The organism is Rhizorhabdus histidinilytica (genome assembly GCF_900167915.1).
GTDB lineage: Bacteria > Pseudomonadota > Alphaproteobacteria > Sphingomonadales > Sphingomonadaceae > Rhizorhabdus > Rhizorhabdus histidinilytica.
This window is the reverse complement of record NZ_FUYM01000001.1, coordinates 62,208-86,794: the sequence shown is the minus strand read 5'-3', so window position 1 is coordinate 86,794 and position 24,587 is coordinate 62,208. Positions and strand designations below refer to the sequence as shown.

The 24,587-nt window shown below is 69.0% G+C and carries 24 protein-coding genes and 1 pseudogene; 14 read left to right on the top strand and 11 right to left on the bottom strand.

Annotated elements, in window-relative coordinates:
- The first annotated feature begins 36 nt into the window (after window positions 1-36).
- A complete protein-coding gene (locus tag B5X82_RS00410; RefSeq protein ID WP_079646080.1) occupies window positions 37-1,431 on the top strand; it encodes a sensor domain-containing diguanylate cyclase in 1,395 nt (464 codons plus the stop codon).
- A gap of 28 nt (window positions 1,432-1,459) precedes the next feature.
- Here the strand turns inward: B5X82_RS00410 and thiS are convergent, their stop codons facing one another.
- Complete coding sequence (thiS, locus tag B5X82_RS00405) at window positions 1,460-2,467, bottom strand: sulfur carrier protein ThiS (protein WP_079646079.1); 1,008 nt, start codon at window positions 2,465-2,467, stop codon at window positions 1,460-1,462.
- 97 nt (window positions 2,468-2,564) lie between these two features.
- Between thiS and aroQ the strand changes: the two genes are divergently transcribed.
- From aroQ to arsC, 5 genes are read left to right on the top strand one after another with little or no spacing between them, the layout of a single operon-like run.
- Window positions 2,565-3,005, top strand: a complete 441-nt coding sequence (gene aroQ, locus B5X82_RS00400; protein ID WP_079646078.1) for a type II 3-dehydroquinate dehydratase — start codon at window positions 2,565-2,567, stop codon at window positions 3,003-3,005.
- Between the two features lie 49 nt (window positions 3,006-3,054).
- The gene (gene accB, locus B5X82_RS00395) at window positions 3,055-3,540 is read left to right on the top strand and encodes an acetyl-CoA carboxylase biotin carboxyl carrier protein (RefSeq protein WP_235862561.1); all 486 of its coding nucleotides are present in this window, start codon (window positions 3,055-3,057) and stop codon (window positions 3,538-3,540) included.
- 6 nt (window positions 3,541-3,546) lie between these two features.
- Window positions 3,547-4,899: an acetyl-CoA carboxylase biotin carboxylase subunit gene (accC, locus tag B5X82_RS00390; protein WP_079646076.1), complete on the top strand. Its 1,353-nt coding sequence runs from the start codon at window positions 3,547-3,549 to the stop codon at window positions 4,897-4,899.
- Complete coding sequence (locus B5X82_RS00385) at window positions 4,872-5,264, top strand: ACT domain-containing protein (RefSeq protein WP_079646075.1); 393 nt, start codon at window positions 4,872-4,874, stop codon at window positions 5,262-5,264. The genes accC and B5X82_RS00385 overlap by 28 nt, the downstream gene beginning before the upstream one ends.
- Entirely contained in the window at window positions 5,261-5,599 is a 339-nt protein-coding gene (gene arsC / locus B5X82_RS00380; protein ID WP_079646074.1) for an arsenate reductase (glutaredoxin), read from the top strand. Before B5X82_RS00385 ends, arsC begins: the two co-directional genes overlap by 4 nt.
- Window positions 5,600-5,620: 21 nt before the next feature.
- Here the strand turns inward: arsC and B5X82_RS00375 are convergent, their stop codons facing one another.
- From B5X82_RS00375 to B5X82_RS00355, 5 genes are all read right to left on the bottom strand, one after another.
- Window positions 5,621-6,319 (bottom strand): GDSL-type esterase/lipase family protein, encoded by a 699-nt coding sequence (locus B5X82_RS00375; protein WP_079646073.1) that lies wholly within the window; start codon window positions 6,317-6,319, stop codon window positions 5,621-5,623.
- A 125-nt stretch (window positions 6,320-6,444) separates the two neighbouring features.
- On the bottom strand, window positions 6,445-9,867 hold the full coding sequence (locus B5X82_RS00370; RefSeq protein WP_079646072.1) for a chromosome segregation SMC family protein: 3,423 nt from the start codon (window positions 9,865-9,867) through the stop codon (window positions 6,445-6,447).
- 44 nt (window positions 9,868-9,911) lie between these two features.
- A complete protein-coding gene (locus B5X82_RS00365; RefSeq protein WP_079646071.1) occupies window positions 9,912-10,655 on the bottom strand; it encodes a thioredoxin domain-containing protein in 744 nt (247 codons plus the stop codon).
- A 91-nt stretch (window positions 10,656-10,746) separates the two neighbouring features.
- Window positions 10,747-11,472 (bottom strand): thioredoxin domain-containing protein, encoded by a 726-nt coding sequence (locus B5X82_RS00360; RefSeq protein ID WP_139385002.1) that lies wholly within the window; start codon window positions 11,470-11,472, stop codon window positions 10,747-10,749.
- Entirely contained in the window at window positions 11,469-12,062 is a 594-nt protein-coding gene (locus B5X82_RS00355; protein ID WP_079646070.1) for a DUF721 domain-containing protein, read from the bottom strand. The genes B5X82_RS00360 and B5X82_RS00355 overlap by 4 nt, the downstream gene beginning before the upstream one ends.
- A gap of 14 nt (window positions 12,063-12,076) precedes the next feature.
- Here B5X82_RS00355 and mutY point away from each other — a divergent pair, with 14 nt between their 5' ends.
- A complete protein-coding gene (gene mutY, locus B5X82_RS00350) occupies window positions 12,077-13,111 on the top strand; it encodes an A/G-specific adenine glycosylase (RefSeq protein WP_079646069.1) in 1,035 nt (344 codons plus the stop codon).
- A gap of 9 nt (window positions 13,112-13,120) precedes the next feature.
- Window positions 13,121-14,014 carry an NAD(+) diphosphatase gene (gene nudC / locus B5X82_RS00345; RefSeq protein WP_079646068.1) on the top strand — a complete coding sequence of 298 codons (894 nt, stop codon included), beginning with the start codon at window positions 13,121-13,123 and terminating at the stop codon, window positions 14,012-14,014.
- A gap of 7 nt (window positions 14,015-14,021) precedes the next feature.
- On the opposite strand, the gene B5X82_RS00340 is transcribed toward nudC, so the two are convergent.
- Complete coding sequence (locus B5X82_RS00340; RefSeq protein WP_079646067.1) at window positions 14,022-14,921, bottom strand: prephenate dehydratase; 900 nt, start codon at window positions 14,919-14,921, stop codon at window positions 14,022-14,024.
- Window positions 14,922-15,081: 160 nt separating this feature from the next.
- Here B5X82_RS00340 and B5X82_RS00335 point away from each other — a divergent pair, with 160 nt between their 5' ends.
- The 3 genes from B5X82_RS00335 (at window position 15,082) to serA (ending at window position 18,950) form a co-directional block, all read left to right on the top strand.
- Window positions 15,082-15,708, top strand: coding sequence for a c-type cytochrome (locus B5X82_RS00335; protein WP_079646066.1), 627 nt, complete (start codon window positions 15,082-15,084; stop codon window positions 15,706-15,708).
- 354 nt (window positions 15,709-16,062) lie between these two features.
- On the top strand, window positions 16,063-17,220 hold the full coding sequence (locus tag B5X82_RS00330; protein ID WP_079646065.1) for a phosphoserine transaminase: 1,158 nt from the start codon (window positions 16,063-16,065) through the stop codon (window positions 17,218-17,220).
- 152 nt (window positions 17,221-17,372) lie between these two features.
- A complete protein-coding gene (gene serA / locus B5X82_RS00325) occupies window positions 17,373-18,950 on the top strand; it encodes a phosphoglycerate dehydrogenase (RefSeq protein WP_079646064.1) in 1,578 nt (525 codons plus the stop codon).
- Between the two features lie 49 nt (window positions 18,951-18,999).
- Here serA and B5X82_RS00320 read toward each other — a convergent pair.
- Window positions 19,000-19,298 (bottom strand): annotated as a pseudogene (locus B5X82_RS00320) (GIY-YIG nuclease family protein).
- A gap of 88 nt (window positions 19,299-19,386) precedes the next feature.
- Between B5X82_RS00320 and B5X82_RS00315 the strand changes: the two are divergent.
- Both B5X82_RS00315 and B5X82_RS00310 read left to right on the top strand, forming a co-directional pair.
- The gene (locus B5X82_RS00315) at window positions 19,387-20,502 is read left to right on the top strand and encodes an ATP phosphoribosyltransferase regulatory subunit (protein ID WP_079646063.1); all 1,116 of its coding nucleotides are present in this window, start codon (window positions 19,387-19,389) and stop codon (window positions 20,500-20,502) included.
- 106 nt (window positions 20,503-20,608) lie between these two features.
- Complete coding sequence (locus tag B5X82_RS00310; RefSeq protein ID WP_079646062.1) at window positions 20,609-21,898, top strand: adenylosuccinate synthase; 1,290 nt, start codon at window positions 20,609-20,611, stop codon at window positions 21,896-21,898.
- Window positions 21,899-22,076: 178 nt separating this feature from the next.
- Here the strand turns inward: B5X82_RS00310 and B5X82_RS00305 are convergent, their stop codons facing one another.
- From B5X82_RS00305 to B5X82_RS00295, 3 genes are all read right to left on the bottom strand, one after another.
- Window positions 22,077-22,697: a DJ-1/PfpI family protein gene (locus B5X82_RS00305; protein WP_079646061.1), complete on the bottom strand. Its 621-nt coding sequence runs from the start codon at window positions 22,695-22,697 to the stop codon at window positions 22,077-22,079.
- Window positions 22,698-22,880: 183 nt separating this feature from the next.
- Window positions 22,881-23,438, bottom strand: coding sequence for a DNA-3-methyladenine glycosylase I (locus B5X82_RS00300; RefSeq protein ID WP_079646060.1), 558 nt, complete (start codon window positions 23,436-23,438; stop codon window positions 22,881-22,883).
- The gene (locus tag B5X82_RS00295; RefSeq protein ID WP_079646670.1) at window positions 23,435-23,869 is read right to left on the bottom strand and encodes a DUF1810 domain-containing protein; all 435 of its coding nucleotides are present in this window, start codon (window positions 23,867-23,869) and stop codon (window positions 23,435-23,437) included. Before B5X82_RS00295 ends, B5X82_RS00300 begins: the two co-directional genes overlap by 4 nt.
- A gap of 150 nt (window positions 23,870-24,019) precedes the next feature.
- Here B5X82_RS00295 and B5X82_RS00290 point away from each other — a divergent pair, with 150 nt between their 5' ends.
- Window positions 24,020-24,316, top strand: a complete 297-nt coding sequence (locus tag B5X82_RS00290; protein ID WP_079646059.1) for a helix-turn-helix domain-containing protein — start codon at window positions 24,020-24,022, stop codon at window positions 24,314-24,316.
- The last annotated feature ends 271 nt before the right edge of the window (window positions 24,317-24,587 follow it).

Below are 24,587 nucleotides of genomic sequence, written 5' to 3'. Positions count from 1 at the left end.
AGGGGGGAAGATCACCTAGCCGGAGTTGCTCGTCTCATGGCGCAGCTTTCTTCCCATGCGGACTGGTCCAAGGAGCTGCTCGCCGTCCAATCGGCGATCGCTGCGACGTCGGGCGACATCGATCAGGTGATGGACCTGATCGTCGCGGGCGCGTTGCGGGTCATCCCTCACGCCGGGGGCGCACTGGTCGAGATGCGCGACCGCAGCGAAGCCGAATTCCGCGCCGGCAGCGGCATGGCCGCCCCGTTCGTCGGCGCCCGCGAGCGCTTCAGCGGCACGCTGTTCGAGCAATGCGTGCTGTCGCGCCGTGCCCATCATTGCCCCGATACGCAGGACGATCCGCTGGTCGACGCCGAAAGCTGCCGTGCGCTCGGCATCGGCTCTATCCTGCTGGCCCCGGTCGTCCATGAAGGCGCGGTGGTCGGTGCGCTCAAGCTCTATGGGCCGCGCGCGCGCATCTTCGACGAACAGGACGTGCTGCTCGCGCAACTGCTCGCCGGGCTGATCACCACCGGCCTGGCCCGGATGGACCGCCGCGACGCGCACAGCGAGCTCGACCGGATGGCGACCCGCTTCAAGGCGACCTTCGACCAGGCTGCGGTCGGCATCGCCCATGTCGCGCCCGACGGCCGCTTCCTGCTGGTCAACGATCGCTTCTGCGCGATCGCGGGTCATTCGCGCGAGGCGTTGATGCAGGGCGGTTTCCAGCAGATCACCCACAGCGCCGATCTCGACAGCGACCTCGATAATGTCCATCGGCTCGTGGCGGGGGACATCGTCTCCTATGTCATGGAGAAGCGCTACGTCCGCGCCGACCGACAGATTGTCTGGGTCAATCTGACGGTCTCGCTGGTCCGCAACGGAGCGGGCCGGCCCGACTTCTTCGTCGCGGTGGTCGAGGACATCACCCGTCGCAAGATGGCGGAGGAACGCGCGCTGCACGATCCTCTGACCGGCCTGCCCAACCGGCGCTGGCTGACCGAGCATTTTGGCAGCCTCTTCGGCGGGATGCCCCGCGAGAGCGTGATCGCCTATCTCGACCTCGACGGGTTCAAGGCAGTCAACGACCGCTTCGGCCATGCCGAGGGCGACCGTTGCCTGAGCGACGTGGCGACCAGCCTCGAACGGGTATTGCGCGACCGCGACTCGATCTGCCGCATCGCCGGCGACGAATTCGTGATCCTGATGCCCGATACCGACCATGAAACCGCGCTGCGGCTGATCGGCGAGTTCCGCAGCGCAGTGCGGCGGCTGTGCAGCGACCGGCCGTGGAAGATCGGCATCAGCACCGGCGCGGTGATGGTCGACGCGCAGCAGTTCGCCAGCCTCGACGACGTCCTCGAAGCCGCCGACCGGCTGATGTACCGGGCCAAGAAGGAACCCGGCATCGCTCCGATCATCTGCAATATCCGCGACGTGCTGGCCGCGTGAGCGGGGATGACGACCTGCTCGTCCGACTTCAGATCAGCCCGGCCAGCGGGCTCGACGGATCGGCGTACATGCGGCGGCCCATGCGGCCGGCGCGATAGGCCAGGCGGCCGCTTTCGACCGCCAGCTTCATGGACCTGGCCATCATCACCGGGTTCTTCGCCTCGGCGATAGCGGTGTTCATCAGCACGCCCGCGCAGCCGAGCTCCATCGCCGCCGAGGCCTCCGACGCGGTGCCGACCCCGGCGTCGACCAGCACCGGCAGGCTGGTACCCTCGACGATCAGGCGGATCGTCACCTTGTTCTGGATGCCGAGGCCCGAGCCGATCGGCGCGCCGAGCGGCATGATCGCGACCGCTCCGGCATCCTCCAGCCGCTTGGCGGCGATCGGATCGTCGACGCAGTAGACCATCGGCTTGAAGCCTTCCTTGGCCAGGATCTCGGTCGCGCGCAGCGTCTCGACCATGTCGGGATACAGCGTCTTCGCCTCGCCCAGCACCTCCAGCTTGACGAGGTCCCAGCCGCCCGCCTCACGCGCCAGGCGCAGCGTGCGGATCGCCTCCTCGCCGGTATAGCAGCCGGCGGTGTTGGGCAGGTAGGTGATCTTCTTCGGGTCGATATAGTCGGTCAGCATCGGCGCCTTGGGATCGGCGACGTTGACCCGGCGGACCGCGACGGTGACGATCTCCGCCCCCGACGCCTCCACCGCGGCGGCGTTCTGGGCGAAGTCCTTGTACTTGCCGGTGCCGACGATCAGCCGCGACCGGAAGGTCCGCCCCGCCACCGTCCAGCTATCGTCGTCAAGCGTCACGCCATGATCTCCACCACCAACAAAATGGACGATTTCCAGCTCGTCGCCGTCGTCGAGAAGCACCTGCCCCAAGGTCGACCGGGGCACAACCTCCAGATTGCGCTCGACCGCGACCTTGGCCGGTTCCAGCCCCAGCTCGAGCGCAAGGTCGGCGATCGTCAACCCGGCCCTGACCCGGCGATGCTCGCCGTTGATGCGGACCTGGATCGTGCCGTCGGGATTGGTCATGAGTTCTCCAATGCGCGTCGCCGTATGCGCTTTCGCTTTGCGTCGGGGGGCCATATAGGGGTGCGGGTCGCACCATCGCAACGGAAAGGCTTGCCGCGTGGCGGATCGTCCGGTCATCTTCGTCCTCAACGGCCCGAACCTCAACATGCTCGGCACCCGCGAGCCGGAGATCTACGGGACGACCACGCTCGACGACATCGCCGGAATGCTGGAGGACCGTGCGCTCGAACTGGGGTTCGAGATCGACATGCGCCAGTCGAATCACGAAGGGCATCTGGTCGACTGGATCCAGGAGGCGAACGCCTCCGGCGCCAGGGCGGTGCTGATCAATCCGGGCGCCTATACCCATACGTCGATCGCGCTCCACGACGCCATCAAGGGCGTTTCGATCCCCGTGATCGAGGTGCATCTGTCCAATCCGCATGCCCGCGAAGCCTTCCGCCACGTCAGCTATGTCGGACAGGCGGCGAAGGGTTCGATCATGGGGTTCGGCGCGCAATCCTACATGCTTGCGCTGGACGCCGCCGCCCGCATCTGACAATGGCGGGCGCCACACGACACTCGTTGAAACAATAGAAGAGCAACCGATGGCCGATCAAACGCAGGGGAAAGCAATGCAGGTCGACCCAGAACTGGTGCGCCAGCTTGCCCAGCTCCTGGACGACACCAACCTCACCGAGATCGAGGTGCAGGACGGCGAACGGCGGATCAAGGTCGCGCGCAACGTGACGGTCGGCGCCGCGCAGGTCGCCATGCCCGCCCTCGCCGCCGCCCCGGCCCCCGCCGCCGCTCCGGCGGCTGCCGCGGCGCCCGCCGCCGCCGATGCGCCGGCCGACCATCCGGGCGCGGTCAAGTCGCCGATGGTGGGCACCGCCTATCTGTCGCCGGAACCCGGCGCCAAATCGTTCGTCGCGCCCGGCGACAAGGTCGCCGCCGGCCAGACGCTGCTGATCGTCGAGGCAATGAAGGTCATGAACGCCATCGCCGCTCCGCGCGCCGGCACGGTCAAGGCGCTGCTGGTCGAGAACGGCCAGCCGGTGGAATATGACCAGCCGCTCGCGGTCGTCGAGTAAACCGGCGTGGCGATAAGCAAGGTCCTGATCGCCAATCGCGGTGAGATCGCCCTCCGCATCCACCGCGCCTGCCACGAGATGGGCATCCAGACCGTCGCGGTCCATTCGACCGTCGACGCCGATGCGATGCATGTCCGCCTGGCCGATCAGTCGGTGTGCATCGGCCCGCCGCCAGCGGCCGAGAGCTACCTGAACATCCCCAGCATCATCGCCGCGGCCGAAATCTCGGGCGCGGACGCGATCCATCCCGGCTACGGCTTCCTGTCGGAAAACGCGCTATTCGCTGAGATCGTCGAATCGCACAACCTGATCTGGATCGGCCCGAAGCCCGAGCATATCCGCACGATGGGCGACAAGATCGAGGCGAAGGCGACCGCCGCCAAGCTCGGCCTGCCGCTCGTCCCCGGCTCGCCGGGCCCGCTGAGTTCGATCGAGGAGGCCAAGGCGATCGCCGCGCAGATCGGCTATCCGGTGCTGATCAAGGCAGCGTCGGGCGGCGGCGGACGCGGCATGAAGGTCGTACCGGACGAATCCCAGCTCGAGACGCTGATGGCGCAGGCGAGTTCGGAGGCGAAGGCGGCGTTCGGCGACGGCACCGTCTATATGGAGAAATACCTCGCCGACCCCCGCCACATCGAGTTCCAGGTGTTCGGCGACGGCAACGGCAACGCCATCCATGTCGGCGAGCGCGATTGCTCGCTGCAGCGCCGCCACCAGAAGGTGCTGGAGGAGGCCCCCTCCCCCGTCATCAGCCACGCCCAGCGCGCGGAGATGGGCACGATCGTCGCCCGCGCCATGGCCGACATGGGCTATCGCGGCGCCGGCACGATCGAGTTCCTCTACGAGAATGGCGAGTTCTACTTCATCGAGATGAACACCCGCCTGCAGGTGGAGCATCCGGTGACCGAGGCGATCACCGGCCTCGACCTGGTCCGCGAGCAGATCCGCATTGCCGAGGGCAAGCAGCTCTCGGTCGCGCAGGAGGACCTCGAATTCCGCGGCCATGCGATCGAGTGCCGGATCAACGCCGAGGACTGGAAGACCTTCATGCCGAGCCCCGGCACGGTGAAGGCGTTCCACGCGCCCGGCGGCATGCATGTCCGCGTCGATAGCGGAATCTACGCCGGCTATCGCATCCCGCCTTATTATGATTCGATGATCGCCAAGCTGATCGTCTACGGGCGCGACCGCGAAGGCTGTCTCCGCCGCCTTCGTCGTGCGCTCGAGGAGTTCGTGGTCGAAGGCGTCAAGACGACGATCCCGCTCCACCAGGCGCTGCTCGACGATCCCGATTTCCAGAAGGGCGACTACACCATCAAGTGGCTCGAGCAATGGCTGGCCAGGCTGGACCAGGCCTGACCGGCGAGAGCGATCTCGCCCGGCTGCTCGCGACGATGGAGCCGAGGCTGCACGACCGCCCCTATGCGATCCGGCCGCTGGCGGACGGCGAGGCGCCGCCCGCCGGCGCCTTCGCGCTGATCGCCGAGGAGGAAGGCCGCACCCTGATCGCGGCCGAGTCCGACGGCGGCTGGGCGCGGATCAGCCTGACGGTGCATTCGGACCTCGCGGCGGTGGGCCTGACGGCGGCGCTGTCGACAGCGCTGGCCGAGGCGGGCATCAGCGCGAACGTCGTCGCCGCCTGGCGCCATGACCATATCTTCGTGCCCTGGCCGCGTCGGCACGACGCGCTGGCGGCACTCGCGACCCTGGGAGAACGTGCATGAAGGCGACCATCTGGCACAATCCGCGCTGCTCGAAGTCGCGCGAGACGCTGGCGATCCTCGAAGCCGCGCCGGGCGTCGAGGTCGAGGTGGTCGAATATCTCAAGACGCCGCCGAGCCGCGCGCAGATTGCCGCAATGTATCGCAAGGCGGGCATGAGCGCCGCCGAGGGACTGCGCAAGGCCGAGGACGGCGCCAAGGCCCTGAAAGGCGCAAGCGACGACGCGATCCTCGATGCGATGGCCGCCGACCCGATCCTGATCGAGCGCCCGCTGGTCGAGACGCCGAAGGGTGTCCGCCTCGGCCGGCCTCCGGAGAAGGTGCGCGAGATCCTCTGATCGACGTCGCGCCCCGCCCGGTCAGGACGCCTTGGCCGGCAAGGCTGCGCCGATCGGCGCCTTGGGCTTCAGATAGCGCTCGATGATCGTCGTCCAGCGTTCATAGCCGCGCTCGTTGAGGTGCAGGCCGTCGACACCGAAATAGCGAGAGTCGGGCTTGCCCGCCTCGTCGAGCAGCGCGCCGCCGACATCGATGAAGTCGAACCCGATCGTCGGCGCCTGCGCCTTGATCGCGGCGTTGGCGGCCATCATCCGCGCGTAGAGGTCCCAGCGCAGCGGGGTCGGCTTCATCGACAGATAGGCGATCCGAGCGCGCGGCATGTCGGTCCGAAGCCGCGCGAGCAGGGTCAGCACGTCGGTGGTCGCCGCCTCGGCGGTCGCGCCGGCGGCGATGTCGTTCTCACCGACATAGACAACCACCGTCGCCGGTTGCAGCCCCGCGACCACGCGGTTGTAATGGTAGAGAACATCGGCGGTGGTGGCGCCGCCGAAGCCGCGATTGAGCGCGTGCAGCGTGGGGAAGCTCATCCCCACGTCCCACAGCCGGATGCTGGAGCTGCCGAGGAACAGGGTGGATACGCCGTCAATCGGAAGCGGCCGGGCCGCCAGCGCCGCCACCTCGGCATCGAAGCGCGGCGTGACCTTGGCCGGGCCCTTGGGGGGCTCCGCCGCTGCCACCGCAGCCGTCATCATCATGACCGCCGACAAGACCCGCTTCATCTGCACCGAAACCCGCCCGCTGCGTCCTGTTTACCAGCGCCACGGAAACGGGAAAAGCCGCAGGGGCGAAACTATCGGCAGTCATTTCTGCGGATGCGGAAGCCATCCCTGTTTCTCCGGCCGGATCACTCGGCGGCGAGCAGTTGTTCCGCGCCAGAGAGGTCGACCGACACCAGCCGGCTGACTCCGCGCTCGACCATCGTCACGCCGAACAGCCGGTGCATGCGGCTCATCGTCACCGCATTGTGGGTGACGATCAGGTAGCGGGTCTCGGTCTCGTGCGTCATCGCGACGAGCAGGTCGCAGAAGCGCTCGATATTGGCATCGTCGAGCGGCGCGTCGACCTCGTCGAGCACGCAGATCGGCGCCGGGTTGGTGAGGAACAGGCCGAAGATCAGCGCGACCGCGGTCAGCGCCTGCTCACCGCCCGACAGCAAGGTGAGCGAGCTGAGGTTCTTGCCCGGCGGCTGGGCCATGATCTCCAGCCCTGCCTCCAGCGGATCGTCGCTGTCGATCAGCGCCAGATGCGCCTCGCCGCCGCCGAACAAGGTGGTGAACAGCCGGCGGAAATGGCCGTTGACCGCCTCGAACGCCGCCAGCAGCCGCGCGCGCCCCTCGCGGTTCAGGCTGCCGATCGACCCGCGCAGCCGGTTGATCGCCTCGTACAGCTCGTCGCGCTCGGTGATGCTGGTCGCGTGCTGGCCCTCGATCTCGGCAAGCTCGATCTCGGCGACGAGGTTGACCGGCCCGAGCCGCTCGCGGTCGGCGGTCAGCCGTTCGAGCCGCGCCGATTCCGTCCCCGCATCGCCGACCTCGTCGGAGACGAAGCCGACCTTCTGCGGCAGCACCGGCGCCGGACATTCGAAGCGCTCGCCCGAGATGCGCCCCATCTCGACCCGGCGCTGCTCCTGGTTCTCCAGCCGCGCCTGCGCGCCGGCCCGCGCCTCGCGCGCCGCCGCCAGCGCCTCGCCGGCCTGGGCGACGCCGGCCTCGATCGTGCGCAGCTCGTTCTCCGCGACGCGCTCGGCCTCGCGCGCGGTCTCGGCCTGCTGCTCGGCGGCGCGGCTGTCGGCGCCGACCGAGGCGATCAGCGCCTCCAGCTCCTCGGGTCGGCCTTCGAGCGCCTTGCTCTCGGTCTCGATCGCGACGGCGCGCGCGTCCATCTCGGCGATGCGGTTGGCGGCGTCGCCGGCGCGCGTCTTCCAGCTCTTGGCCTCGCCCCGCGCCGCCTGCTGGCGCTGCGCGTCCGCCGAGGCGGCCTGCGCCAGCGTCATCGCCATGCCGCGCGCCTCGAACAGTCGCGCGCGCACGGCTTCGCTCGCCTGCCGCAGCCGCTCGACCTCGGCGCGGGTCGCCTCGCCGTCGGGCAAGACGAGCATCGCCGCCATCTGCGTCTCGACCAGCGCGCCCGCCTCGTCGGCTTCGGCCTTGGCGCGCGCCTGGCGCTCGGCCATCGCCGCCTGCTGGGCGGCGAGCCGCTCGATCGCGGTGGTGGCCTGGTCCTCGTCGCGGATCGCGTTGCGCTGCGCGCTCTCGGCGCGACCCAACTCGGCGCGCGCCGCGTCGATCGCGACCCTGGCGGCCTGGGTCGCGCCATTGGCCTCGGCCAGCGCCGCCTGCGCAGCCTCCAGCTCGGCCCGCGCGCCGGGCAGCGCCGCCTGGAGCTCGGCGAGCCGGTTGGCGCGGACCAGCCGCTCGGCCGCCGCCGCGCCGACATCGGCGGCGAAGAATCCGTCCCAGCGTCGCATCCGCCCGTCGCGGGTGACGAGCCGCTGCCCGGCCGCGAGCGCGATCGATCCGTCGTCGGCGTCGACCACCGCGACCTGCGCCAGCCGCCGCGCCAGTTCGGCCGGCCCCCGGACATGGTCGGCCAGCCGTTCGGTCCCCTTGGGCAGCGCGGGATCGTCGCCCGCCGCCGCCCCCGACCAGCGCAACGGCCCCTCACCGCCCACAGCCGCATCGAGATCGTCGCCGAGCGCCGCCGCCAGCGCGCGTTCGTACCCCGACGCGGCGCGGACCTGGTCGATCGCACGATCGCCCTTCCCCGCCGCGCTCGCCGCCTTCTCCAGCGACCGCGCCTCCGATTCGAGCGCAGCCAGCGCCGCGCGCGCCGCGCCGCTCGCCGCCTCGGCCTCGTCGCGGCGCTGGGCCGCGGCGGCGCGCGCCTCCTCGCCCGCGCCGATCGCCGCCATCGCGTCGGCGATAGCGCGCTCGGCCAGCTCGCGCGCCGCGACGGCGGCGGTGCGGCGCGCGACCAGCGGCGCCTCGTCGCCCAGCGCCGCCAGCTCGCGAGCAATGCGCTGCATCTCCGCCTGGGCGCGATCGAGCCGCTGACGCGCGGCCGCGACATTGGCCTGGGCGACCCGCATGTCGGCCTGCTCGGCGGCATGGGCGGCCTGTGCCTTGGCGACCGCCAGCTCGGCCTCGCGTGCCTCGGTTTCGGCGTCGCGGACCTGCCCGTCGATCGCCGCCTGGCGGACGGTCGCCTCCTCGATCCGGCGGGCGAGCTCCTTCTCCTCCTCGGCCAGCGCCGACAAGGCCGCGGCCGCGTCGATCGCCAGCCGGTCCTCGCGCGCCCGGTCGCGGCTCAGCGTATCGCGCGACTGGGCGATGTCCGAAATCCGCCGCCGGACGCTCTCCAGCTCACCGGTCAGCGTCGCGAGGCGATGGGCCAGCCCGGTCGATCGCTCGCGCGCGGTCTGCGCCGCCTGTCGCGCGTCGCCGACCTTGCGTGCCGCTTCCGCCTGCTTCTCGGCGATCGCCCGTTGCGCATCGGTCGCCTGGGCGACGGCCGTCTCGGCGGCGGTCGCCTCCTTGCGTGCCGCCTCGGCAGCGGCGGCGGCGTCGCGCCAACGCGAATAGATCAGCCGCGCCTCGGCGAGCCTGATCTGCTCGCTCAGCGCCTTGTAGCGCTCGGCCGCACGCGCCTGCCGCCTGAGCGACGCGGTGCGGTTCTCCATGTCGGCGATCAGGTCGTCGAGCCGCGCCAGGTTGGTCTCGGTCGCGCGCAGCTTCTGCTCGGCATCCTTGCGGCGAACGTGGAGGCCGGCGATGCCAGCCGCCTCCTCCAGCATCTGACGCCGCTCGGCAGGCTTGGCGGCGATCACCGCCGCGATCCGCCCCTGGCTGACCAACGCCGGCGAATGCGCGCCGGTCGCGGCGTCGGCGAACAGCAGGCCGACGTCCTTCTGGCGCACGTCGCGCCCGTTCATACGGTAGGCCGAACCGGCGCCACGCTCGATCCGACGGGTGACCTCGACCTCGCGATCCTCGTCGGCCTCCGCCTCGGGCCGCTCGGTGAACAAAGTAACCTCGGCGAAGTCGCGCGCCGGCCGGGTCGTGGTGCCGGCGAAGATCACGTCCTCCATGCCGCCGCCGCGCATCGACTTGGCGCTCGATTCGCCCATCACCCAGCGAATCGCCTCGAGCAGGTTGGATTTGCCACAGCCATTGGGGCCGACAATGCCGGTCAGCCCGCGCTCGATGATCAGCTCGGCCGGCTCGACGAAGCTCTTGAAACCGGACAGGCGGAGCTTGCGGAAGCGCATCGGCGGTTCAATCCGTCTCCACCGATGCGCCCCCGCGCGTCATGTCAGCGAACGCGCTCGCGCAGCTTGGCCTCGAGGCCCGGCCAGTCGTAGACCCCTTCCTGGCGCTCGCCGTTGATCAGGAAATTGGGGGTGCCGTCGACCTTGTCCTCGTTCGCGCCATGGTCGCGGATCTTGAGCAGCTCGGCGAGCGCGGCCTTGTCGGACAGGCAGGCCTGGATGCGGTCGGCGGGCACGCCCCGCTCCTTGAAGAAGTCGCCCAGCCCCGACAGCTCGATCAGCTTGGTGAACTGCTCCTGCTGCGGCAGCCCGCCGACCGAGCGCAGCGTCGCCTCGTCGACCGAGTTGAACTTGCCGACCCATTCGGTCTGGGTGGCATAGAGCTGGTCGATGAACGGGAAGAAGGTCTCGGCGCCCTGGCAGCGCGCGACCAGGGTCGCGGCGACGTCGAGCGGGTTGAGCACGAAGTTGCGATATTCCCAGCTTACCTTGCCGGTGCGGACATAGGTCTGGCGGAGCGGGTCGCCGCCGGTCTTGCTGAAGTCGCGGCAGTGCGGGCAGGTGATCGAGGCATATTCGACCAGCTTCACCGGCGCGTCGGGATTGCCCATGCGGAAGCCGCCCTCGGGCGTCTTGACCAGCGTCGCCGTCCAGTCCTTGCCGGTATAGGGCGCGGCGGGCGCCACCGGGGCGACGGTGTTGGTCGCGGCGTTGTCCGCATCCTTCTTGCCGCAGGCGGTAAGCGCCAGCGCCAGGCCGATCGCAGCGACGGGAAGCAGCTTCTTCATCAGATCCTAGTCTCCAAGCAGCCGAACCCGGCCGTTGCCGATAGTGATAGCCGTGGTGGCGGTCGGCGCAAGGGCCTCCGGGCCGATCGGCCTACTTCAACGCGCCCTTGATCAGCGGTTCGAGATCCGCCCAGCTATGGACGGCCTCCTGCCGCTGGCCGTTGATCAGCACCAGCGGGGTTCCGGGGATCTGGTCGCGCTGCCAGGCGTTGCCGGCCATCCGGCCGAGCTGCTCCTTCGCCCTGGTGTCGGCCATGCACGCCGCATAGGCCTTGGGCGTCACGCCGCGCTTCGCGAAGAAGCTGTCGAAGCCGGCCGCCTTGGCGACCGCCACCATCTTCTCGTCGCCCGACTTGCCGTCGAAGCCGGGGATGTCCTTGGCGGTCAGCGCCTTCTCCATCCAGTCGCCCTGGGTCGCGAACAGTGCCTCCAGCGATTCGAGATAGCGGGTCGGCGGCTCGCAACGCAGCAGCAGCGAGGCTGCGAAATCATAGCCGTCGCGGACGGCGTGGCGGACCTCGAAGCTGACCAGCCCCTTGGCGATGTAATCGCGCTGGAGCGGGGGCATCGACTGGGTCGACAGGTCGGCGCAGTGCGGGCAGGTCAGCGAGAGATATTCGACCAGCTTCACCTTCGCCGCCGGATTGCCGACGACGATCGCGCCCTCGGCGGTGCGGCTCGTCGTCGCCAGCCAGTTCTTCTTCGCGGCGGCGACGGGCTTCGCAGCGGGCGCAGGCTTGGCGGGGGTGGCCGCAAGCAGCGCGGCGGGCGAAAGCAGGGCGAGCGACAGGCCCGCCCGGACGAGGATCGATGTCACCGGTCGCTGTCTCCGGATGCGATGACGGGAGGTCCGCTGGTCGCGGCGAGCGCGCCGGCCAGCGATTCGAGGCAGGCGCGCAGCTCGGGATCGCCGACCGTGCGCAGGCTCTCGCCCAGATCGACCGGCACCGGCCGGAGGGACGGCGGCGCGGCTCGGCCGCGTGGCGGCTGGGGCGCGGCGCAGGTACCGGGCTTGATCGCGATCCGGGCGACCGCCGAATAGCCGAAGAAACGGTTCACGCGTTCGATGATCGTCGGCGCGACATGCTGCAACATGGTGGCGTGCGATCCCTCGACCGTCAGCGTCAGCACGCCGTCGGCGCGCCGCCCCTGCGGGAAGCGGATCGATTCGGGGGTCGAAACGCGGGCGTAACGCTCGCCGACGATCTCCGCCCAGCGGCTGACGACCGAGCTCTGGACGAAGCCGAAGCGGCGGAAGGCGGCACGGCCGATATCGGGAACCATGTCCGCCACCCGCCGCGCGCCGCCGCCGCGCGGACGGGATTCGCGCGCCGCCTTCGCGGTCGGGGTCCCCGGGCCCTTGGTCGAGGATCGTGTCTTGCCGGTTTCGCTCATTGCGCGCTTCATGCCATAGGCGCCCCATGTCCGTCGATGCCGTCCCCGAAAATTTGCTGGCCTGGTACGATGCCCATCATCGCCGCCTGCCGTGGCGCGCCGCGCCGGGCGAGGCGCCGACCGATCCCTATCGCGTCTGGCTGTCGGAGATCATGCTGCAGCAGACCACCGTCGCGGCGGTGAAGCCCTATTTCGATCGCTTCACGACGCGGTGGCCGACCGTCACCGACCTCGCCCGCGCCGACGAGGGCGAAGTGATGGCTGCCTGGGCGGGGCTCGGCTATTATGCCCGCGCCCGCAACCTGATCGCCTGCGCCCGCGCCGTCGCCGACGATCATGGCGGGCGCTTTCCCGACAGCGAGGCGGGACTGCGCGCACTGCCCGGCATCGGCGACTACAGCGCCGCCGCGATCGCCGCGATCGCCTTCGGCCGCCGCGCGGTCGTCGTCGACGCCAATGTCGAGCGGGTGGCGAGCCGGCTGTTCGCGTTCGACGAACCGCTGCCCAAGGCCCGCCCGGCGCTGCGCGCACTGGTCGACCGGATCACCCCCGACGCGCGCGCCGGCGACTTCGCCCAGGCGATGATGGACCTCGGCTCCGCGATCTGCACGATCCGCGCGCCGCAATGCCTGCTCTGCCCGCTGCGCGACGGCTGCGCCGCGCGGATCGCCGGCAATCCCGAGGACTATCCGGTGAAGGCCGCGAAGAAGGCCAAGCCGCAACGGCTCGGCACCGCCTTCTGGATCGAGGACGGCGCGCGCGTCTGGCTGGTGCGGCGGCCCGACAAGGGCATGCTCGGCGGCATGCGCGCGCTGCCCTCCGGCCCCTGGACCGACGAGGACCCTGGCCTCGCCGACGCGCCGGTCGACGCGCCGTGGCGCGAGGCGGGGTCGGTCGACCATGTCTTCACCCATTTCGCGCTCCGGCTCCGCGTCGTCACCGCCGTGCAAGCGCTCAGCGCCAATGACGGCGAATGGTGGCCGATCGACGAGATCGAGCAGGCCGGTCTCCCCACTCTCTTCGCCCGCGCCGCCGCGCGCGCCATCGCCAGCCGCGTATAGGAGCATATCATGGCCAGCTTCCCCGTCCCGGGGTTCACCGGATCGCCGCTCGCCCGGGTCGACATCGAACGCGACAAGCCCGCCTGGTTCGAGGAGCAGCGTATCCACCCCGCCGCCCGCCTGCTGCGGCTCGACGGCCTGAAGCCGGTGCTCGACGAGGACGGACGGCTAAGCTGGGGACCGCTGTCGGAGGCGCCGGCCGGCGTCGGGCTCGCCCTGCTCGGCCTGATCGACGACGCACCGCGCTTCGTCGCACTGACCGCCAGCCCCGCCGAAGGCGACCAGCGCGGCGAGTCGATCGCGATCGCCCGGACGATGACCGAGCCCGGCGCCAGCGCGACCTATGCCGCGGCCCGTTCGCTGGTCGACTGGCATGCGCGCCATCGCTTCTGCGCCAATTGCGGCCGGCCGACCAGCGTCGCGCGATCCGGCTGGGCGCGCTTCTGCCTGGCGGTGGAAGGGGGCTGCGGCGCCGAGCATTTCCCGCGCACGGACCCGGTGGTGATCATGCTCGCCGAGCATGAGGGCCGCGTCCTGCTCGGCCGGAACGTCCGCGCGCCCTATGGCTTCTACTCGGCGCTGGCCGGGTTTCTCGAAGTCGGCGAGTCGATCGAGGAGGCCGTCGCCCGCGAGCTGAACGAGGAGGCCGGCGTCGTCGTCACCAGCGTCCGCTACGTCACCAGCCAGCCCTGGCCCTTCCCCTCACAGCTGATGATCGCATGCATCGCCACGGTCGAGAGCGACGCGCTGACGCTCGACACCAACGAGCTGGGCGACGCGCTCTGGGCGACGAAGGACGAGGTTCGCGCGGCGCTGGCGGGCGATCCCGACACCGCCTTCCGCGTTCCCTTTCCGATCGCGATCGCCCACACCCTGCTCACCGCCTGGGTGAACGGGGCATAGGCCACCCTCAGCCGAAGCCGCGCTCGCGGGCCCGCGGATAGGTGCCGAGCAGGCGAACCCATTTGGTGTGGAAGGCCAGTTCCTCCAGCGCGCGGCGGACGTGCGGCTCGTCGGGGTGCCCCTCGATGTCGGCATAGAACTCGGTCGCGGAGAAGCTCGCGCCGCGCTGGTAGCTTTCGAGCTTGGTCATGTTGACGCCGTTGGTCGCGAAGCCGCCCATCGCCTTGTAGAGCGCCGCCGGGATGTTCTTCACCTCGAAGATGAAGGTGGTCATCACCGGGCCATCGTCGGCGGGGATGTCGCGTCCTTCACGGGCGAGCACCACGAAGCGGGTGGTGTTGTCGGCCGAGTCCACGATATTCTCCTCGACCGCCTTGAGCCCGTAGATGCCGGCCGAAATCGACGGCGCCAGCGCGCCGAGATGCGGATCGTCCGCCTCCGCCACCGCGGCGGCGGCACCGGCCGTGTCGGGGAAGGCGACCGGCGCGATGCCGTTGGCGCGCAGCCAATGGCGGCACTGGCCCAGCGCCTGCGGATGACTCATCACCTTGGTGATCTTGCCGTGCCCGGGCAGCGCCATCAGCGTGTAGCTGATGTGGAGGAAATGCTCGCCGGTGATGACCAGGCCCGACTCGGGCAGCAGGAAATGCATGTCGGCGACCCGGCCATGCAGCGAATTCTCGATCGGGATCACCGCGCAATCCGCCCGGAAATCCCGCACCGCGTCGAGCGCGTCCTCGAAGCTGAAACAGGGAACGGGCAGAGCGTTGGGAATGGCTTCCAACACGGCGATATGCGAATTGGCGCCGGGCGCGCCCTGAAACGCTACCGCCCGGGCCGGATCGGCCTCTGCGGCTGCGGTCATTTCGGCGACGAGCGCCTGGGCGGGAGCTGGATAGTTCTGCATGACGAGCGCGGATTAGGCGGCTGCCGCGCCGGCTGCAAGCCGCCCGGCGACATATTAGCGCGTTCCAACGCTTGCGGAGCACCGGAAGCGATTCTAAAGGGGGCGCGAATTCGGCGTGGGCACTTCCCCCCCACGCTGCCAATGGGAGCTGTAGGGGCACATGGACGATCGCGCGAACACTATTGCCGGCTGGGCGCTGGCTGGCGGCATTGCCGCACTGGGCCTTTCGATCCTCAGCGGCGAATATTTCAAGGCCGAGCGTCCGGAAAAGATGGGCTATGTGGTCGAGGGCGTCGAGGAAGAGGGCGACACCGGTGGCGCCGCAGCCGAAAAGCCGATCGCCTTCTACCTCGCCAGCGCCGATCCGGCGAAGGGCGCCGAGGTCTTCAAGAAGTGCGCCGCCTGCCACAATGCCGAGAATGGCGGCCCGAACGCCCTCGGCCCGAATCTGTGGGGCGTCCTCGGCGAGGGCGTCGGGCAGGGCGCGCATGGCTTCGCCTTCTCCGATGCGCTCAAGTCGAAGGGCGGCACCTGGGACTGGCAGAATCTCAGCGACTGGCTGAAGAGCCCGAAGGCATTCGCGCCGGGCACCAAGATGACCTTCGCCGGCCTCTCCAAGCCCGAGGATCGCGCCAACGTCATCGCCTATCTCAACCAGCAGAGCAATGCGCCGCGGCCGATGCCGGCGGTGCCCGCCGAAGCGGCGGCCCCGGCGGCCGAGGGCGGCGCGGCCGACAATGCCGCGGCTCCGGCCGAGGGCGGCAACGAGGCGGCGCCCGCCAAGTAAGGCGGCACGCATCGCGACTGGATAGAAGCCCCGGGGTTCGGCTCCGGGGCTTTTTCTTTGCGCGCGCCCTTCCCTCCACCCCCCCTCGCGTCATGCCGGCGAAGGCTGGCACCCATGTCTGTTTCCCCCCCAATGGCCATCCGGCTGAGGAGAGACATGGGCCCCTGCCTTCGCAGGGTGACAGTTTGCCTACATAACCCTTTGATATTCCAGCCTTCACCCCTTCGCCGCAACAGCGAAGGATATTTTCGTCGCCGACCCTTTCGGTCATTGACTTGCCCCATTCCATCTCTAGAAGCGGCGGCGGGCCACGCTGTCCCAACGCAGCGCGTGCTCTCTGTGAGGAGAGTCTACATGACTGATATTGCTCGCCCGGCTTCCAAGCCGGCACGTCCCCATTTCTCTTCCGGCCCCTGCGCGAAGCCGCCCGGCTGGTCCCCCGAAAAACTCGCTACCGGATCGCTCGGCCGCTCGCATCGGTCGAAGCTGGGCAAGGCGCGCATCAACCATGCCGTCGACCTGACCCGCGAGATCCTGGGTATCCCCGCCACCCATCGCATCGGCATCGTCCCCGGATCGGACACCGGCGCGGTCGAGATGGCGCTGTGGAGCCTGCTCGGCGCGCGCAAGGCCACGATGGTCGCTTGGGAGAGCTTCGGTGAGGGTTGGGTCACCGATGTCGTCAAGCAGCTCAAGATCGAGGCCGACGTGGTCAAGGCGCCCTATGGCAGCCTCCCCGACCTCGCCGCGCTCGACCAGTCGACCGACATCGTCTTCACCTGGAACGGCACCACCTCGGGCGTCCGCGTCCCCAATGGCGACTGGATCAAGGACGACCGCGAGGGCCTGACCATCGCCGACGCGACCTCGGCCTGTTTCGCCATGGACCTGCCCTGGGACAAGCTCGATGTCGTCACCTTCTCCTGGCAGAAGGTGCTGGGCGGCGAAGGCGCGCACGGCATCCTCGTGCTCGGCCCCCGCGCGGTCGAGCGGCTGGAGAGCTACACCCCGGCATGGCCGCTGCCGAAGATCTTCCGCATGACCAAGGGCGGCAAGCTGATCGAGGGGATCTTCAAGGGCGAGACGATCAACACGCCGTCGATGCTGGCCATCGAGGACTACATCCACAGCCTCGAATGGGCGAAGTCGATCGGCGGCCTGGACGAGCTGATCGCCCGCGCCGACGCCAACGCCGCGGCGCTCGACGCCTGGGTGCAGAAGACCGACTGGATCGATCATCTCGCGGCCGACCCGGCGTCGCGCTCGAACACCTCGGTGTGCCTGAAGTTCGCGGACGGTGCGGTCGAGGGTCTCGACGACGAGGCGAAGCTCGCGCTCGTCAAGAAGATCGCCGGCGCGCTCGAACTCGAGGACGCGGCCTATGACGTCGCGGGCTATCGCGATGCGCCCCCGGGCCTCCGGGTCTGGTGCGGCGGCACCGTCGACACCGCCGATGTCGAGGCGCTCGGCCCCTGGCTCGACTGGGCCTGGGCCCAGGCCCGCGCGGCGTAAGCCGGGCTTCCTCCGCATACCCTCCCCTATTGCGTCACCCCAGCGAAGGCTGGGGTCCATGTCTCTCTCCACATGGAACGACATCGCGAGAGACGACAGACATGGATGCCAGCCTCCGCTGGCATGACGGTTCAGACAAAGGATGAATCACCGTGCCCAAGGTACTGATTTCCGACAAGATGGACCCGCTCGCCGCGCAGATCTTCCGCAACCGCGGGATCGAGGTCGACGAGATCACCGGCAAGACCAAGGACGAGCTGATCGCGATGATCGGCCAGTATGACGGCCTCGCCATCCGTTCGGCCACCAAGGTCACCAAGGACGTCCTCGCCGCCGCGACCAACCTGAAGGTTGTCGGCCGCGCCGGCATCGGCGTCGACAATGTCGACATTCCCGCCGCCTCGGCCAAGGGCGTGGTGGTCATGAACACCCCGTTCGGCAACTCGATCACCACCGCCGAGCATGCGATCGCGCTGATGTTCGCCCTCGCCCGCGACCTGCCCGAAGCCGACAAGTCGACCCAGGCCGGCAAGTGGGAGAAGAACCGCTTCATGGGCGTCGAGGTGACCAACAAGGTCCTCGGCCTGATCGGCGCCGGCAATATCGGCTCGATCGTCGCCGACCGCGCGATCGGCCTGAAGATGAAGGTGGTCGCCTATGATCCCTTCCTGACCCCCGAGCGCGCCGTCGAGATGGGCGTCGAGAAGGTCAACCTCGACGACCTGCTGGCCCGCGCCGACTTCATCACGCTCCACACGCCACTGACCGATTCGACCAGGAATATCCTGTCGAAGGAGAATCTGGCGAAGACCAAGAAGGGTGTGCGCATCATCAACTGCGCGCGCGGCGGCCTGATCGACGAGGCGGCGCTCAAGGAAGCGCTCGACAGCGGCCATGTCGCGGGCGCCGCGCTCGACGTGTTCGTCACCGAGCCGGCGACCGAATCGCCGCTGTTCGGCACCCCCGGCTTCATCTCGACCCCGCACCTCGGCGCGTCGACCAACGAGGCGCAGGTCAACGTTGCGATCCAGGTCGCCGAGCAGATGGCCGACTTCCTGCTGTCGGGCGGCGTCACCAACGCGCTCAACATGCCGTCGCTGTCGGCCGAGGAAGCGCCGAAGCTGAAGCCGTACATGGCGCTGGCCGAGCATCTCGGCGCGCTGGTCGGCCAGCTCGAGGGCGACGCGATTAAGGCGGTCGCGATCGAGGTGGAAGGCGCCGCCGCCGAACTCAACCAGAAGCCGATCACCGGCGCGGTGCTCGCCGGGCTGATGGGCGTCTATTCGGATACGGTGAACATGGTCAACGCGCCCTTCCTGGCGAAGGAACGCGGCCTCGACCTGCGCGAGGTGCGCCATGACCGCGAGGGCGACTATTCGACCCTGGTCCGCGTCACCGTCACCACCGCCGAAGGCGCCAAGTCGGTCGCCGGCACGCTGTTCGCCAACGCCGAGCCGCGTCTCGTCGAGATCTACGGCGTCAAGGTCGAAGCCGACCTGGGCGGCACGATGCTCTACATCGTCAACGTCGACGCGCCGGGCTTCATCGGTCGCCTCGGCTCGACCCTGGGCGAAGCGAACGTCAACATCGGCACCTTCCACCTCGGCCGCCGCTCGGCCGGCGGCGAGGCCGTGCTGCTGCTGTCGGTCGACACCCCGGTCGACGATGCGCTGAAGGCGAAGATCGCCCAGCTCCCCGGTGTGAAGACCGCCAAGGCGCTGAGCTTCTGATCCGGAGAACCGTCGCCCCAGCGCAGGCTGGGGCCCATGTCTCTCCCGGCTAGGCGATGATCTCCTCATAGAGATCGCGCCAGCCGGGATTGGCTTTCTCGATCAGGTTGATCTTCCAGGCTCGCTTCCAGGCCTTCAACATCTTCTCTCGGGCAATCGCCGCATCGATACGCTCATGCTGTTCGGCATAAACCAGTCGGGTCAGCCCATGCTCGCGACAGAAGGTCGAGCCCTCGCCGATGCGATGCTGGTAGATTCGGGCAGCGAGATCGGCCGTCACGCCGACGTACAGCGTTCCCGAGACGCATTGCTCATGATGTAGACGTAACCGCCTTTCATGAAGGCCATCGTGCGGGAAAACAGACATGGGCACCAGCCTTCGCTGGTGCGACGATTATGTTGAATGCCGCGCACATGCCGCTATGAGCCTCTCCGCATGACCATCGCCCCCGGATTGCTGCCCGAAGGACTTCGCGATCGCCTGCCCCCGCAGGCGGAGGCCGGGTCGCGGCTGCTCCATCGCGTGATCGTCGCGATCGGCCGGCACGGCTATGCGCGGGTGTCGCCGCCGCTCGCCGAGTTCGAGGAGGGGCTGGTCGGCCAGCTCAAGTCGGCTGGCGCGCGCGACCTGCTCCGCTTCGTCGATCCGGTCTCGCAGCGCACCCTGGCGCTGCGCCCCGACATCACCGCGCAAGTCGGCCGCATCGCCGCGACCCGGATGGGCCATCGCCCCCGCCCGCTCCGCCTCGCTTATGGCGGCCCGGTGCTCAAGCTGCGCGCCACCCAGCTTCGCCCCGAGCGTGAGCTGACCCAGGCGGGGGCCGAGCTGATCGGCACTGACAGCCTGGCCGCCGTGATCGAGATATTGCGCGTCGCGGTCGAGGCGCTCGAAGTGGCGGGCGTCACCGGCATCACCGTCGACCTCACTCTGCCCGATCTGGTGGAGACGCTCGCGGCCGGGGCGATGCCGCTGCCGGCCGACAAGGTCGACGCGGTGCGCGCGATGCTCGACGCCAAGGATGCGGGCGGGCTCGCGAGCCTCGGCGCCGACGCCTATCTCCCCTTCATCGAGGCCGCCGGCCCGGTCGGCCCGGCGCTTGCCAAGCTGCGTGCGATCGCCGGCGCGCAGACGCTCGACAAGCGGCTCGAAGCGATCGAGGCGATCGTCGCCGCGATCGGCGACCGCGTCGCGCTGACGCTCGACCCGACCGAGCGGCACGGCTTCGAATATCAGACGTGGATCGGCTTCTCGCTGTTCGGCGACGGCTTGTCGGGCGAGATCGGCCGCGGCGGCAGCTACACGATCGTCCATCCCGACGGGACGGAGGAGAAGGCGATCGGCTTCTCGCTGTTCATAGATCCGCTGGTCGACGTCGGCCTCGGCGTGGTCGAGCATCGCCGGGTGTTCCTGCCGCTCGGCACCGATGCCGCGACCGGCGCGGCGCTGCGCGCCGACGACTGGATCACGATCGCGGCGCTGTCGGAAAGCGACGACGCCGCGGCACTCGGCTGCACGCATATCTTGCGGGGAAATATACCCCAACCGATTTGAACGACCTCCACCCGTTCGTGTCGAGCCAAGTCGAGACACGCCTGCGAGAGCGAACGTCCCTCGACTTCGCTCGGGACGAACGGACCGGCTTTTACAGGATGGAACAATGGCCAACGTCACGGTAATCGGCGCCCAGTGGGGCGATGAGGGCAAGGGCAAGATCGTCGACTGGCTCGCCGAGCGCGCCCATGTCGTCGTCCGCTTCCAGGGCGGCCACAATGCCGGCCACACGCTGGTCGTCGGCAACCAGACCTACAAGCTCAGCCTGCTGCCCTCGGGCATCGTCCGCGGCACGCTGTCGGTGATCGGCAACGGCGTGGTGTTCGACCCCTGGCACTTCCGCGACGAGGTCGCCAAGCTCCAGGGCCAGGGCGTCACCATCACCCCCGACAACCTCCAGATCGCCGAGACGGCGCCGCTGATCCTGCCCTTCCACCGCGACCTCGACGGGCTGCGCGAGGACGCCAGCGGATCGGGCAAGATCGGCACCACCCGGCGCGGCATCGGCCCGGCCTATGAGGACAAGGTCGGCCGCCGCGCGATCCGGGTCTGCGACCTCGCCCATCTCGACGATCTCGAGCTGCAGCTCGACCGCATCTGCGCGCATCACGACGCGCTGCGCGCCGGCTTCAACGAAGCGCCGATCGACCGCGAAGCGCTCAAGGCCCAGCTCGCCGAGATCGCCGACTTCATCCTGCCCTTCGCCAAGCCGGTCTGGCTGACCCTCAACGACGCGCGCAAGGCGGGCCGCCGCATCCTGTTCGAAGGCGCGCAGGGCGTGCTGCTCGACATCGACCACGGCACCTATCCGTTCGTCACCTCGTCGAACACGATCGCCGGCACCGCCTCGGGCGGATCGGGCCTCGGCCCGTCGGCGGCGGGCTTCGTGCTCGGCATCGTCAAGGCCTACACCACCCGCGTCGGATCGGGGCCTTTCCCGTCCGAGCTGGAGGACGAGATGGGCCAGCGGCTCGGTGAGCGTGGCCACGAGTTCGGCACAGTGACCGGTCGCAAACGCCGTTGCGGCTGGTTCGACGCGGTGCTGGTGCGCCAGTCGGCTGCCGTCTCCGGCATCACCGGCGTCGCGCTGACCAAGCTCGACGTGCTCGACGGCTTCGACGAGATCAAGATCTGCACCGGCTACGAACTGGACGGCAAGACCTACGACTATCTTCCGCCGCACCCGCAGGACCAGGCGCGCGTCACGCCGATCTACGAGACGATCGAGGGCTGGAGCCAGTCGACCGCCGGCGCGCGGAGCTGGGCCGAGCTGCCCGCCCAGGCGATCAAATATATCCGCCGCGTCGAAGAGCTGATCCAGTGCCCGGTCGCGCTGGTCTCGACCAGCCCCGAGCGCGAGGACACGATCCTGGTCCGCGACCCCTTCGCGGATTGATTGCCCGCCGCACGCACCAATAGCCGTCATGCCAGCCCCTCGCCTGCCTGCAAGGCAGGCGCTCGGGATAAACTTCAGCCAGAGGCTGAAGGCTGGCTACCATGTCATATTCTTCTCAGATGCCATCTCGGGCGATGAGAGACATGGGCCCCTGCCTCCGCAGGGGCGGTAAGGGAGTTCAGGCTGCGCTAATCTCTGCCGCCGGCACGAACGGCGCGATCACGCCCAGCGCGCGATCGATCCAGGCCTGTTTCTCGCCGACCGGCGCGACATAGTGGAGCACATCCGCGGCATCCTCGATCGATCCGCCGCGCGCGATCATCCAGGCGGCGAGATAGTGCGACGCCATGCACCCGCCCGCCGTCGCGATATTTTCGTGCGCGACGAACGGCGCATCGATCACTTCGACCCCGGCCTCGATCACCCAGGGCTTGGTGGTGAGATCGGTGCAGGCCGGCAGCGCGCCGACCAGGCCGAGCCTGGCCAGCAGCAGCGTCCCCGAGCATTGCGCGGCGATGAGCTGGCGCACGGGATCGAGCCGGATGCGGGCGAGCATCGCCGGATCGGCGGCGATCTCGCGGGTCCTGATCCCACTGCCGATCACCACGGCATCGGCCTCGGCCGCGAATTCGAGCGGCTTCTGGCGGGCGATCGTCACCCCGTTCATCGACGTGACCGTCTCCGACGGCGACGCGATATGCGCCATCCATCCTCTGGCCCGCATCCGGTTGAGCATGGACGAGGCGATGAACGAATCGAGCTCGTTGAAGCCGTCGAAGGTGAGGACCGCGATCTGCATATCCCGTTCAGATCACCCGCACGAAGCGAACGCAAGCGGAACATTGTCATGTGGGATTGTCATTGCCGCCCTCACGTCATCCCGGCGAAAGCCGGGATCTCCTGCCTTCGTTCCGGCTGCGAAGCACAGAAGAAGCGAGATCCCAGCTTTCGCTGGGATGACCGGGAAGGAGAGGTCGAGTCCCTACACCGCCTCACGCCGGAAACAGTAATCGGCATGGTCGTTGACCATCCCGATCGCCTGCATCCAGGCATAGACGATCGTCGGCCCGACGAATTTGAAGCCGCGTTTCTTGAGGTCCTTCGAGATGCGTTCGGACAGCTCGGTCTTCGCCGGCACATGGACGCCGTCGCCGCGCAGCGGCTCGCCGTCGGTGAAGGACCAGACATAGGCGGCGAAATCCTCGCCCGCGTCGCGCATCGCCAAATAGATGCGCGCGCCGGCGATCGTCGCCTCGATCTTGGCGCGTGCGCGGACGATGCCGGGATCGGCCATCAGCCGCGCGACATCCGCCTCGCCGAAGCGCGCCACCGTCTCCGGGTCGAAGCCGGCGAAGGCGGCGCGGAAGCCTTCACGCTTGCGCAGGATGATCGTCCAGGAGAGGCCCGCCTGGAACCCCTCCAGCATCAGCGTTTCCCAGAGCATGCGCGGATCGCGCTCGGGCACGCCCCATTCGGTGTCGTGATAGACGGCCTCGAGCGGATCGCGATCGGCCCAGCGGCAGCGCGTCCGCTCGCTCATGCCGCCGACCGGCCCAGCAGGCGCAGGGTCGCCTCGTCGCGACGGCCGTCGAACCAGCGCTCGATCGCGGCGGCGAACAGCCGCTCGCCGCTCGCCTGCTCGAACAGCGTCAGCGAGGAACGCAGCTTCATCGCGTCGATGTCGCCGAACACCGCCTCGGCGCTGCTGCCATGGTCGAGGTCCTGCAGCGCCTCGACACAGCTGCGCAAGCGCGCGCCCAGCAGCGGATGGGCGAGATAGGCGCGCGCCTCGTCGAGCGAGGCTATCGCATAATGCTGGGCGGTGGTGCTCCGGCCGAGTCCGGCAAGCTGCGGGAAGATGAACCACATCCAGTGGCTGCGCTTGCGGCCGCGCCGGATTTCGGCGAGCGCCGCCTCGTAGCTCGCCTCCTGCGCGGACACGAACCGGTCCAGATCGAAGCGTTGCTCCATGATCTCCTCCGCCCTCTGGCCGCCCCTCAGCATTCGCGATGATATCCCCTGTTCGTGACAGAAGCTGTCTAGAACGAAATAGGAACAACCTCAAGCCCCTCCGCCGGAACGGCGGGGACGCCGGTGCGTTGCGGACAGCGGGAGACAGGCATGGCGCAGCGGCCCGACCGGTGGACGAGCGGAGAGATCGAGATATTGCGAGGGCTGGCCGCGGCCGGCCGGTCGCCGGACGAGATCGCGCCACGGCTGGGTCGCACCGAAACCTCGGTCCGTGCCCAGCTCGCCCGGGAAAAGGCCCCATCGGCCACGCCACCCGAATGGAACGGCCCCGACGAGGAAGGCGACGTCCTACCCCCGACCGGACGTGCCGACGACGACCCCGCGGCATGGGTGCACAGCGAGCACAAGGGTGAGGCGCGCGCCCCGGATCGGCCGGACGAAGATTGAAGGAGCACGCCGCGCACGGCGCGGCGCGTTCAAATTACCGTCATGACCGGCTCCCGCCCCCGGGAGCCGATATCCGCCTACCCGTTCCGGTCGTCCGAACCGCCGCCCGGCGGGACGGTCCGCCGTTCCGATGCCGCCTTGCAGGCGACGACATAACGGCTGAGGTCATGCCAGGCTTCATATGTCAGCTGCGCTGTACGGGCTCGCAATTGCCGCGGCGCACGAATGATCTCGTGCATATTGCTTCCCTCCTGTTACGCGTTCTGCGCTT

Coding starts and splice junctions, on each gene's coding strand:
- B5X82_RS00305 (WP_079646061.1), bottom strand. CDS start 22,697: ATGCAGATCGCGGTCCTCACCTTCGACGGCTTCAACGAGCTCGATTCG.
- nudC (WP_079646068.1), top strand. CDS start 13,121: ATGGCCAGCTTCCCCGTCCCGGGGTTCACCGGATCGCCGCTCGCCCGG.
- B5X82_RS00340 (WP_079646067.1), bottom strand. CDS start 14,921: ATGCAGAACTATCCAGCTCCCGCCCAGGCGCTCGTCGCCGAAATGACC.
- B5X82_RS00365 (WP_079646071.1), bottom strand. CDS start 10,655: ATGAAGAAGCTGCTTCCCGTCGCTGCGATCGGCCTGGCGCTGGCGCTT.
- mutY (WP_079646069.1), top strand. CDS start 12,077: ATGTCCGTCGATGCCGTCCCCGAAAATTTGCTGGCCTGGTACGATGCC.
- B5X82_RS00300 (WP_079646060.1), bottom strand. CDS start 23,438: ATGAGCGAGCGGACGCGCTGCCGCTGGGCCGATCGCGATCCGCTCGAG.
- B5X82_RS00375 (WP_079646073.1), bottom strand. CDS start 6,319: ATGAAGCGGGTCTTGTCGGCGGTCATGATGATGACGGCTGCGGTGGCA.
- B5X82_RS00330 (WP_079646065.1), top strand. CDS start 16,063: ATGACTGATATTGCTCGCCCGGCTTCCAAGCCGGCACGTCCCCATTTC.
- B5X82_RS00295 (WP_079646670.1), bottom strand. CDS start 23,869: ATGGAGCAACGCTTCGATCTGGACCGGTTCGTGTCCGCGCAGGAGGCG.
- accB (WP_235862561.1), top strand. CDS start 3,055: ATGGCCGATCAAACGCAGGGGAAAGCAATGCAGGTCGACCCAGAACTG.
- B5X82_RS00290 (WP_079646059.1), top strand. CDS start 24,020: ATGGCGCAGCGGCCCGACCGGTGGACGAGCGGAGAGATCGAGATATTG.
- arsC (WP_079646074.1), top strand. CDS start 5,261: ATGAAGGCGACCATCTGGCACAATCCGCGCTGCTCGAAGTCGCGCGAG.
- thiS (WP_079646079.1), bottom strand. CDS start 2,467: ATGACCAATCCCGACGGCACGATCCAGGTCCGCATCAACGGCGAGCAT.
- B5X82_RS00385 (WP_079646075.1), top strand. CDS start 4,872: ATGGCTGGCCAGGCTGGACCAGGCCTGACCGGCGAGAGCGATCTCGCC.
- B5X82_RS00335 (WP_079646066.1), top strand. CDS start 15,082: ATGGACGATCGCGCGAACACTATTGCCGGCTGGGCGCTGGCTGGCGGC.
- B5X82_RS00410 (WP_079646080.1), top strand. CDS start 37: ATGGCGCAGCTTTCTTCCCATGCGGACTGGTCCAAGGAGCTGCTCGCC.
- B5X82_RS00355 (WP_079646070.1), bottom strand. CDS start 12,062: ATGAAGCGCGCAATGAGCGAAACCGGCAAGACACGATCCTCGACCAAG.
- B5X82_RS00315 (WP_079646063.1), top strand. CDS start 19,387: ATGACCATCGCCCCCGGATTGCTGCCCGAAGGACTTCGCGATCGCCTG.
- B5X82_RS00370 (WP_079646072.1), bottom strand. CDS start 9,867: ATGCGCTTCCGCAAGCTCCGCCTGTCCGGTTTCAAGAGCTTCGTCGAG.
- B5X82_RS00310 (WP_079646062.1), top strand. CDS start 20,609: ATGGCCAACGTCACGGTAATCGGCGCCCAGTGGGGCGATGAGGGCAAG.